Genomic DNA, 9587 nt, shown 5'->3' with positions numbered 1-9587 from the left:
GGCGGAAGTCGACGACTTCCGCCCGGCCGCTTTTCCGTGCCGGCTGTGCCCGGCTGTGCCTGGGTGTGCCCGTTTAGGAGGCGGTGCAGGAGACGGAGCCGGACGGGAGGTTGTTCCCGGTCGAGTTGGCCGTGAAGCCGAAGGTGGTGGTGCCGTCGGCCGGGATCGTGCCGTTGTGCGCGGCGTTGGCCACGGAGACCGCGCCGTTCGTGCCGCTGGTCAGAGTCCCGTTCCAGAGACTGGTGATCGCGGTGCCGCTGCCCGGGGTCCAGCCGACCTTCCAGCCGCTCAGGGCGGTGGTCCCGTGGTTCATGACCTCGACCTCGCCTTGGAAACCGCCGCTCCAGGAGCTGACGACCTTGTACTGCGCCATGCAGCTGCGGTCACCGGTCGGGGGAGTGGTCGGAGGCGTGGTCGGGGGAGTGGTGGGCGGGGTCGTCGGCGGCGTCGTGGGCGGGGTGGTCGGCGGGGTGGTGCCGCTGCCGCGGATGCCGGTCACCTCGCCGTGGCCGCCGTCGAAGACGATGTCGGAGCAGGAGAAGAAGTTCTCGTTGCTGTCCGACCGCACCCACTGGATGAAGACCAGCGCGTCACCGGAACGGCCCGAGGGCAGCGGCGTGTTCCAGTAGTAGTGGCCGCCGTCGGTGCCGGGCGACCCCGTCGCGGCCGGGTTGCTGACGGTGTGCACCAGCTCCAGGTCGGCCCACTTCAGCTGGGAGGTCGGGGACCAGCCCTGGCGGGTGAGGTACACCCGGAACTCGCCCGGGTGCGCGGCCCAGTTGCTGTAGTTCACCTGGAACGTGGAGCCCGAGGTCAGGTGCGTCTTCGGCCAGTCGGAACGGGCCTGGTTGTAGCCCTTGAAGTCGTACGGGGAGCGGTCGCCGGCGCTGCAGAGGGTGCCGTCGGGAACGTAACCCTGACCGCGGCCGCCCGCGTTGGAGTCGAGCACCGCGAACCAGTTGTACAGGGACGAGGAGCCGCTCTGCGCGATGGCCGCCGCGCAGGCGGGGTTGGTCGGGTCGACCGCGCCGCTGGAGGTGATGGCGTCCTTCATGCAGAGGTACGTCCGGGAGCCCGGCGCCATCGCGACGCCGTGCGCCTCGGCGGAGCCCTGGCCGATGAGGAGCAGGCCTAATGCCGAGAGCAGCATCGCCGCAGCGGCGAGTACTGCCGTCTTGGTACGTCTGACCATGGATCGCTGACCTTTCGACGGTCATGCCGGCGGGCCGGAACGCGGCCCCGAGGGATGGGTCGGGGACGGCATTCTGGCGTGGGCATGACATCCAGAAGGGGATGGGAGCGCTCCCACTTCGGACGATAGGGCTGCGCCAATTCGCTGTAAACGGATCGGTCTCCGAAACCTCTACGAAACACCGCGAGCCCCGGGCGTCTGTCGCGCCGGGGCCCGGGGGTGGGCAAAGGGGGTGGGAGCCGGAGGTGAGGGCAGGGAGCGGGGCCAGGGGTGGGGGTCAGGGCGGGGGTGAGCCGGTGGCGAAAGGCCGGTGCGTTCCCCGCCCCGGCTCATGCCTCCTTGCTCGCCCCGGCCCGCACCGTCGTCCCGCGTCGCTGTCCGCGCCGCCGTCCCGCGCTGTCGTCCGGCGCCCGTCCGGCTACTTCCCGGCGGCCTTGAGGTCCTCCGGCGACGGCGCCGTGCCGCCGAGGTGCGCCGGCATCCACCAGGTGTCGTCCGCGTCCTTGGGACGTACGGGGTACGCGCGCTGCGCCGCCTCCAGCAGCTCCTGGACCCGCTCGCGCAGCCGCCGGGTGATGGCCCCCGCGTACTGGTCGGCCGGTGCCTCCACCGGCTCGCCGACCCGGATCGTCACCGGGATGTGGTCCCGCTTGAAGTTGCGCGGCCGACCCTTGGTCCAGATCCGCTGGGTGCCCCACAGCGCCATCGGGATCAGCGGCACGCCGGCCTCCTGCGCCAGCCGCGCCGCACCCGACTTGAAGCCCTTGAGCGTGAACGACTGCGAGATCGTCGCCTCCGGGAACACCCCGACGATCTCCCCGGACCGCAGCGCCTTCAGCGCGTGCTCGTACGCGTGCTCGCCCTGCGCCCGGTCCACCGGGATGTGCTTCATCGCCCGCATCAGCGGCCCCGACACCTTGTGGCGGAAGACCGACTCCTTCGCCATGAAGCGCACCAGGCGCTTCTGCGGCAGCGCGGCCAGACCGGAGAAGATGAAGTCCAGATAGCTGATGTGGTTGCTGACCAGCACGGCCCCGCCCTGGCGGGGGATGTGGTGCGACCCCTGGGTGTCGATCTTCAGGTCGAGCGCCTTGAACATGGTGAGGGCGGCGCCGACGACCGGCCGATAGACGAGCTCTGCCATCTGGGGGGAACCCCTTACGTGTGTGACCCGGGGAGGGTTCTCCCGGCGAAGTTACGCAGCCGTAGGTTTTCGGCTTTGGGCAGATGGTGCCCCATGTGGGAGCCCATGACCAGTCCAGACGGCTTCGTGTGGGGAGATTCTCGTCACTCTTGGTGTTCACGGCCGGTCACGGCGGGAATCGATCGGCGCCCGCCGGTGCTGGATCCGGGGGAGCCCGAGTGAGTCCGAGTGAGTCCGAGGGAGCCCGAGGGAGCCTGGGGAAGTCCGACGAGTGGAGGCAGGGGAGATGACCGGGATCCGCGGTGCGGTGTCACTGGACGCCGCGACGCTGGGCGCGGAGCTGGGGGAGTGGGCCACGCTGGTGGAGTTCTCCACCGCCTTCTGCCAGCCCTGCCGTGCCACCCGCCGCGTCCTCACCGAGGTGGCGGCCCTGGTCGACGGCGTCGCGCACATCGAGATCGACGCCGAGGAACGTCTGGATCTGGTCCGCGCGCTCGGCGTGGCGCGCACCCCCACGGTGCTGGTCCTCGACCGGGCCGGGCGGATCGTGCGCAGGGCCTCTGGCCAGCCCCGCAAGGCCGATGTCATCGCCGCGCTCGGACAGGCGGTGTGAGGCGGTGACGCATCTCCCAGATCACGGTGCGCGCTTGACTGCGCACGGTGGCGATCGTCAGGCTGGCCGCATGGTCCCGGAACTCCTTCTCCCCGGTCAAGCGCCGAAAGGCCCCGCCCGCCCGGCGTGCGGCCCGGGTGCCCGAGTCTGACGAGTCCTCGACGCCCCCGCACACCGCCACCCCCCATTCCGCAGAAGGACAACTCCATGACGGTCTCGCCTCAGCTCCGTACGTTCCCGACGACTCCCACCCCCCGCGCCGCCGCCGACGACGCCCTCGTGGGCGCGTCCGTCCCCGGTGCCCCGTGGCCGGGCTCGCCCGAACTGCTGAAGGCGGCCTTCCGCCGGCACGCCGCCGGGGTCGCGGTCGTCACCGCGTACGGTGACGGGCGCCCGGTCGGCTTCACCGCCACCTCGGTCAACTCCGTCGCCGCCGAGCCGCCGCTGATCTCCTTCGGGGCCGGTACGGGGTCCTCCAGCTGGCCCGTCCTCGCCGAGGCCGAGTACATCGGCGTCCACATACTCGGCGAGCACCAGAGTGAGCTGGCCGCCACCTTCGCCCGCGGCGGTGCCGACCGGTTCGCCCCGCCCACCCGCTGGCACCACGGCCCGGAGGGCGTCCCCGTCCTCGACGGCGTGCTGGCCTGGCTGGTGTGCCGGGTGGTCGCGAAGATCCCGGCCGGGGACCACCGCATCGTCATCGCCGAGGCCGTCGCCGGAGACCCCGAGGGCACGGGCCGTCCGCTCCTGTACCACCAGGGGCGCTTCAACGCGCTGCGCGACTGAGAGTTCCCGTACGGCCGGGTCCCGGGGCGTTGGCAAGGTCACATGGCTGAGCGCTTGCTCACTGGTCACGGAATGGCTGTACTGACGAGTAATATCTCGACAGGGGCGGCCAGCCGCCCCGACCGGAAACCCGCCCTTCAGGCGCCTATGCTGCGAGCAACAACGCAGCCCAGTTATGACGATGCAGTAGGAGAGCCGGCGTGAGCTTGAGGATCGTTGTCTGTGTGAAGTACGTGCCGGACGCCACTGGCGACCGGAAGTTCGCCGACGACCTGACGGTCGACCGTGAGGACGTCGACGGTCTCCTTTCGGAGCTGGACGAGTACGCGGTCGAGCAGGCGCTCCAGATCGCCGAGGAAGCGGACGACGCCGAGGTCACCGTCCTCACCGTCGGTCCGGAGGACGCCAAGGACGCCCTGCGCAAGGCGCTGTCCATGGGCGCCGACAAGGCCGTCCATGTCGAGGACGACGACCTGCACGGCACCGACGTCATGGGCACCTCGCTGGTGCTCGCCAAGGCGATCGAGGAGACCGGCTACGACCTCGTCATCGCCGGTATGGCCTCCACCGACGGCACCATGGGTGTCCTCCCGGCGATCCTGGCCGAGCGCCTGGGCGTCCCGCAGGTCACCCTGCTCTCCGAGGTCAAGGTCGAGGGCGGCACCGTCACCGGCCGCCGCGACGGCGACACCGCCTCCGAGCGGCTGGAGGCCTCGCTGCCGGCCGTCGTCTCCGTGACGGACCAGTCGGGCGAGGCCCGCTACCCGTCCTTCAAGGGCATCATGGCCGCCAAGAAGAAGCCGGTGAAGGCCCTGGACCTGTCCGACCTCGGCATCGAGGCGGACGAGGTCGGCCTGGAGGCCGCGTGGACCAAGGTCGACTCGGCCGACGAGCGTCCCGCGCGCACCAAGGGCACGATCGTCACGGACGAGGGCGAGGGCGGCAAGCAGCTCGCCGAGTTCCTCGCGAGCCAGAAGTTCATCTAGTCGCCGGGGCCCGGGGTCTTCGACCCTGGGCCGCCCACTGACTAAGGGCTCGCGCGTGCCGCGCGCCGTCCCCTCAGGCCTTCCCCGTTTCTTCCGCAGGAGATTGAAGTCCCATGGCTGAGATTCTCGTCTACGTCGACCACGTCGACGGAGCCGTCCGCAAGCCCACCCTGGAGCTGCTGACGCTGGCCCGCCGCCTCGGCGAGCCGGTCGCCGTCGCCCTCGGCAACGGTGCCGCCGACACCGCCGCCACCCTCGCCGAGCACGGCGCGACCCGCGTCCTGACCGCCGAGGCCGCGGAGTTCGCCGACTACCTCGTCGTCCCGAAGGTCGACGCGCTCCAGGCCGCGTACGAGGCTGTTTCCCCGGCCGCCGTGCTCGTCCCGTCCTCCGCCGAGGGCAAGGAGATCGCCGCCCGCCTCGCCGTCCGCATCGGCTCCGGCATCATCACCGACGCCGTGGACCTGGAGGCCGGTGCCGAGGGCCCGGTCGCGACGCAGTCGGCGTTCGCCGCCTCGTACACGACCAAGTCCCGTGTCTCCAAGGGCACCCCGGTCATCACGGTCAAGCCGAACTCGGCGCCCGTCGAGGCCGCCCCGGCCGCCGGCGCGGTCGAGTCCCTCGCCGTGTCCTTCGGCGCCCTGGCCACCGGCACCAAGGTCACCGCGCGCACCCCGCGCGAGTCGACCGGCCGTCCGGAGCTGACCGAGGCCGCGATCGTGGTCTCCGGCGGCCGCGGCGTCAACGGCGCCGAGAACTTCGCCGTCATCGAGGCCCTCGCCGACTCGCTCGGCGCGGCCGTCGGCGCCTCCCGCGCCGCTGTGGACGCCGGCTGGTACCCGCACTCCAACCAGGTCGGCCAGACCGGCAAGTCGGTCTCGCCGCAGCTGTACATCGCGTCCGGCATCTCCGGCGCGATCCAGCACCGCGCGGGTATGCAGACCTCGAAGACCATCGTCGCCATCAACAAGGACGCCGAGGCCCCGATCTTCGACCTCGTCGACTACGGCGTCGTGGGCGACCTCTTCAACGTCGTCCCGCAGCTGACCGCGGAGGTCGAGGCCCGCAAGGGCTGATCCGCCGGATCGGTACGGCCGGGGGCCGCGTGGTGATTCCACCGCGCGGCCCCCGGCCGTTTTCCGTCACCGTGCGAGGTCGTGCACCACTGCGCGTTTCCGCCTCCGCGCGCCGTTCCGAGCGCCCGCCGGTCTCGTGCCCGGCCCGTCCCGAGCGGGCCCGCGCCGCGCCGGACGGCACGTCGGGGGAACCGTTGACGCGGGTCCGACCGCCCCACTAGCTTCGCCGGACGGATTGTCCATTCCGTGGAGCGGAAACAGGAGGGTGTGGAATGGATCAGCAGGAGCGGGTGACGACCAGCCTCGCCGGAGCGGTCGCCCAGGAGATCGGCGCCTCCCTTGCCGCCGTGGACGCCGAGCTGGACCGCCGCTACCCGGGCGACCCCGGCACCCGCCAGCCCGTCCACACCGTCTACGTCCCCGCCGACCTCTTCGACGCCGGGACCATCCGCTCCTGGGGCGACCGGGCGCTGGCCGCCCTCGACGAGCACGCCCCCGACGCCACCGCGTTCGCCCGCGTCCTCGGTCTCGCCGACGACCTCGCGGAGGACGTTCACGACCGGGTGCGCGCCAAGCTGGAACGCGAACCCGTCGAGGATCTGCGCGTCGACTTCGAGGACGGATACGGAGGGGCCGACGGGGCCGCCGAGGACCGTGACGCGGCGCGCGCGGCCCGGATCGTCGCGCGGGCGTACACGAACGGCACCGCCGCCCCGTACACCGGCATCCGGATGAAGTGCATGGAAGCCGCCGTCCGCGACCGGGGCATCCGCACCACCGACGTCTTCCTCACCGGCCTCGTGGAACACGGCGGCCTGCCCGACGGCCTCGTCCTCACCCTGCCCAAGGTCACCTACCCCGAGCAGGTCACCGCCTTCGTCCGGCTCCTCGAAGCCTTCGAGAAGGCCCACGGGCTCGACGCCGGGCGCCTCGGCTTCGAGATCCAGATCGAGACCAGCCAGGCCATTCTCGCCGCCGACGGCACCGCCACCGTCGCCCGGCTGATCGGCGCCGCCGAAGGCCGCGCCACCGGGCTGCACTACGGCACCTTCGACTACAGCGCCTGCCTCGGCGTCAGTGCCGCCCACCAGGCGTGCGACCACCCGGCCGCCGACCACGCCAAGGCAGTCATGCAGGTGGCCGCCGCCGGCACCGGCGTACGAGTGTCGGACGGCTCCACCAATGTGCTCCCCGTCGGCTCCACCGCCCAGGTCCACGAGGCGTGGCGGCTGCACTACGGGCTGACCCGGCGCGCCCTGGCGCGCGCGTACTACCAGGGCTGGGACATGCACCCCGGGCATCTCCCCACCCGGTACGCCGCCGTCTTCGCCTTCTACCGCGAGGGCTTCGCGAGCGCCGCGAGGCGCCTCTCGGCCTACGCCGACCGCACCGGCGGCGCCATCATGGACGAGCCCGCCACCGCCCGGGCCCTCGCCTCCTACCTGCTGCGGGGCCTGCGCTGCGGGGCGCTGGACGCCGCCGAGGTCGACGCCCTCACCGGTCTGACCCGCGCCGACCTCGACGGCTTCGCCGCCCCGCGCGGGGGAGCGGCGACGGACGCAGCCGGGTAGGGCGGGCGGCCTGACGGGTGGGGCCGGCGGTCGTCGGGTGGGGCCCGGCGGGGACCCGGGCGCTTTACGGGTGCCGGTCGGTCAGACGTCCCGCAGGGGAGGAATCTCGCCCGAGCCCCGGGGGATCAGCGTGGTCCCCAGAATGATCGTTTCCGCTGTCCGGGGCGCTTCGACAGCGCCGTCGAGCCGCCGGAACAGCCGCTGTGCCGCCGTGCGGCCCAGCGCGGCCGCGTCCTGCGCGATGACCGTGATGCCCAGCAGGTCGGCCAGTTCGATGTCGTCGAACCCGACCAGGGCGACGGGCCGTTCCCGCCCGGCGAGGGCCCGCACGGCGGTGACCGTCACCCGGTTGTTGCCGGCGAGGAGCGCCGTGACCGGCTCCGGTCCCGACAGCATGGCCTCGACGGCGGCCGTGACGTGCGCCGGGTCGGTCGGGCCCAGGGACGTCCACCCTCCGTGCACGGCGAGTCCCGCGTCCTCCATGGCCGCCCAGTAGCCGCGCAGCCGCTCGGTCGCGGTGTGGATGCGGGGCCGGTCGCCGATGAAACCGATCCGGCGGTGTCCCTGGGCGATCAGATGCGCCACACCGGCCCGGGCCCCGCCGAAACTGTCCGACCGGACCACGTCGGCGTCGATCCCGCCCGCCGGCCGGTCCACGAAGACGGTCGCGACCCCCGCCCGTATCTCCGGCTCCAGATAGCGGTGGTCGTCGCCCGCGGGGATGACGATCAGCCCGTCCACCCGCCGTGCGCACAGGGCGAGCGCCAGCTCCCGCTCCCGCTCCGGGTCCTCCGCGCTGGAACCGTTGATGAGCAGCGCGCCGTGCGCCCGCGCGACCTCCTCGACCGCCCGGCTGAGCGGGCCGTAGAAGGGATCGGCCAGATCCTCCAGGACGAGTCCCACCGATGCCGTACGCCCCTTGCGGAGCACCCGCGCGCTGTCGTTGCGGCGGAAGCCGAGGGACTCGATGGCCTCCTTGACCCGCTGTTCGGTGTCGGGGGTGACGCCGGGTTCGCCGTTCACGACGCGGGAGACGGTCTTGAGCCCGACGCCCGCCCGGGCGGCGACGTCCTTCATCGTGGGCCGGTGGCCGTAACGGTGCTCGGAGCGGCGGGCGATCTCGGTCACGGGACGCGGTTCCTCCGTCGTGTCGGTGGTGTCGGTGGCGTTGGGGGTGTCGTGCTGCTGTTCGGGGCGGGTGCCGGTCGTGCGGGTCGTGCCGGTGGTGCCGGGCGGGTCGGTCCCGGCGGGGACGCGTACCGCCGCTTCGGTGGCGTGCGCTCCGGCGGGGCGGACGGTCCGCCGGTGGGTGTGGGTGTGGGTGTGGGCCGGGTGTCCGTCCGGCGGGGCCGCCGGACGGGTCTCGATCGCATTGCCGTCGAGCATAGGCCCTGGACAACGTTGTCAGAAGACGGGGAGACTGACCCCCGCCCCGCACGCCCGCCGTCACCCGGAGACCCGCTCACTCATGCGTACTGACCTCGTCGCCGCCCTGGACTTCGGTGGCACCAAGATCGCCGGGGCCCTCGTCGGCGCCGACGGCCGGATCCGGGTACGCGCCCAGCGGCCCACCCCCGCCCGCGAGCCGGGCGAGACGGTGATGCGGGCGGTGGCGGAGGTCCTCGCCGAGCTCGCCGCCTCCCCGCTGTGGGCCTCGGTGACCGCCGTCGGCATCGGCAGCGCCGGTCCCGTCGACGCCTCCACCGGCACCGTCAGCCCGATCAACGTGCCCGGCTGGCGCGACTTCCCGCTGGTCGAGCGGGTCCGCGAGGCCACCGGCGGACTTCCCGTCACCCTGGTCGGCGACGGTGTCGCCATGACGGCCGCCGAGCACTGGCAGGGCGCCGCGCGCGGCTACGACAACGCCCTCTGTCTCGTTGTCTCCACCGGAGTCGGCGGCGGCCTCGTCCTGGGCGGGCGCCTCCACACGGGTCTCACCGGCAACGCCGGCCACATCGGCCACATCGTCGTGGACCTGGACGGCGACCCGTGCGCCTGCGGCGGCCGAGGCTGTGTCGAACGCATCGCCAGCGGCCCGTACATCGCCCGTCGCGCCCTGGACGGCGGCTGGCGTCCGGGGCCCGACGGCGACACCACCGCCGCCGCGGTGGCCGCGGCCGCCCACCATGCTGCGATCGATGCTGTACGGGCCCGCCCTGAAGCAGTTCCGGCTGATCGGCGTGTGGTGCGGCGCCCAGGTCTGGCGCGAGAACGGCAAC

The 9587-nt window shown here is 72.7% G+C and carries 9 protein-coding genes; 6 read left to right on the top strand and 3 right to left on the bottom strand.

What is annotated here, in order from left to right; translation table 11 throughout:
- Nucleotides 1-73: 73 nt before the first annotated feature.
- Both ABZ990_RS30840 and ABZ990_RS30835 read right to left on the bottom strand, forming a co-directional pair.
- On the bottom strand, nucleotides 74-1192 hold the full coding sequence (locus ABZ990_RS30840; protein ID WP_361238814.1) for a lytic polysaccharide monooxygenase: 1119 nt from the start codon (nucleotides 1190-1192) through the stop codon (nucleotides 74-76).
- A gap of 418 nt (nucleotides 1193-1610) precedes the next feature.
- Nucleotides 1611-2336 (bottom strand): lysophospholipid acyltransferase family protein, encoded by a 726-nt coding sequence (locus tag ABZ990_RS30835; RefSeq protein WP_361238811.1) that lies wholly within the window; start codon nucleotides 2334-2336, stop codon nucleotides 1611-1613.
- 286 nt (nucleotides 2337-2622) lie between these two features.
- Between ABZ990_RS30835 and ABZ990_RS30830 the strand changes: the two genes are divergently transcribed.
- The 5 genes from ABZ990_RS30830 (at nucleotide 2623) to ABZ990_RS30810 (ending at nucleotide 7368) form a co-directional block, all read left to right on the top strand.
- Nucleotides 2623-2949, top strand: coding sequence for a thioredoxin family protein (locus ABZ990_RS30830; RefSeq protein WP_361238808.1), 327 nt, complete (start codon nucleotides 2623-2625; stop codon nucleotides 2947-2949).
- 207 nt (nucleotides 2950-3156) lie between these two features.
- Nucleotides 3157-3735 carry a flavin reductase family protein gene (locus tag ABZ990_RS30825; protein WP_361238805.1) on the top strand — a complete coding sequence of 193 codons (579 nt, stop codon included), beginning with the start codon at nucleotides 3157-3159 and terminating at the stop codon, nucleotides 3733-3735.
- Between the two features lie 200 nt (nucleotides 3736-3935).
- Nucleotides 3936-4721, top strand: a complete 786-nt coding sequence (locus ABZ990_RS30820) for an electron transfer flavoprotein subunit beta/FixA family protein (protein ID WP_361238802.1) — start codon at nucleotides 3936-3938, stop codon at nucleotides 4719-4721.
- A 113-nt stretch (nucleotides 4722-4834) separates the two neighbouring features.
- Nucleotides 4835-5797, top strand: a complete 963-nt coding sequence (locus ABZ990_RS30815) for an electron transfer flavoprotein subunit alpha/FixB family protein (RefSeq protein WP_361238799.1) — start codon at nucleotides 4835-4837, stop codon at nucleotides 5795-5797.
- A 272-nt stretch (nucleotides 5798-6069) separates the two neighbouring features.
- Nucleotides 6070-7368 (top strand): aldolase/citrate lyase family protein, encoded by a 1299-nt coding sequence (locus tag ABZ990_RS30810; protein WP_361238796.1) that lies wholly within the window; start codon nucleotides 6070-6072, stop codon nucleotides 7366-7368.
- A gap of 81 nt (nucleotides 7369-7449) precedes the next feature.
- Here the strand turns inward: ABZ990_RS30810 and ABZ990_RS30805 are convergent, their stop codons facing one another.
- On the bottom strand, nucleotides 7450-8445 hold the full coding sequence (locus ABZ990_RS30805) for a LacI family DNA-binding transcriptional regulator (RefSeq protein ID WP_361238817.1): 996 nt from the start codon (nucleotides 8443-8445) through the stop codon (nucleotides 7450-7452).
- Between the two features lie 391 nt (nucleotides 8446-8836).
- Between ABZ990_RS30805 and ABZ990_RS30800 the strand changes: the two genes are divergently transcribed.
- The coding region (locus ABZ990_RS30800; RefSeq protein ID WP_361238793.1) for an ROK family protein at nucleotides 8837-9587 on the top strand (751 nt) is incomplete at its 3' end.

Source organism: Streptomyces sp. NPDC046203 (assembly GCF_040646255.1).
In the GTDB taxonomy this organism is placed as follows: Bacteria; Actinomycetota; Actinomycetes; order Streptomycetales; family Streptomycetaceae; genus Streptomyces.
Note: the sequence above shows the minus strand (reverse complement) of the source record. Positions and strands in the feature narration are given on the sequence as shown.

Bases quoted from the DNA above. Each gene is read 5' to 3' on its own strand.
- ABZ990_RS30840 (WP_361238814.1), bottom strand. From the start codon at position 1,192: ATGGTCAGACGTACCAAGACGGCAGTACTCGCCGCTGCGGCGATGCTG.
- ABZ990_RS30835 (WP_361238811.1), bottom strand. From the start codon at position 2,336: ATGGCAGAGCTCGTCTATCGGCCGGTCGTCGGCGCCGCCCTCACCATG.
- ABZ990_RS30830 (WP_361238808.1), top strand. From the start codon at position 2,623: ATGACCGGGATCCGCGGTGCGGTGTCACTGGACGCCGCGACGCTGGGC.
- ABZ990_RS30825 (WP_361238805.1), top strand. From the start codon at position 3,157: ATGACGGTCTCGCCTCAGCTCCGTACGTTCCCGACGACTCCCACCCCC.
- ABZ990_RS30815 (WP_361238799.1), top strand. From the start codon at position 4,835: ATGGCTGAGATTCTCGTCTACGTCGACCACGTCGACGGAGCCGTCCGC.
- ABZ990_RS30810 (WP_361238796.1), top strand. From the start codon at position 6,070: ATGGATCAGCAGGAGCGGGTGACGACCAGCCTCGCCGGAGCGGTCGCC.
- ABZ990_RS30805 (WP_361238817.1), bottom strand. From the start codon at position 8,445: ATGAAGGACGTCGCCGCCCGGGCGGGCGTCGGGCTCAAGACCGTCTCC.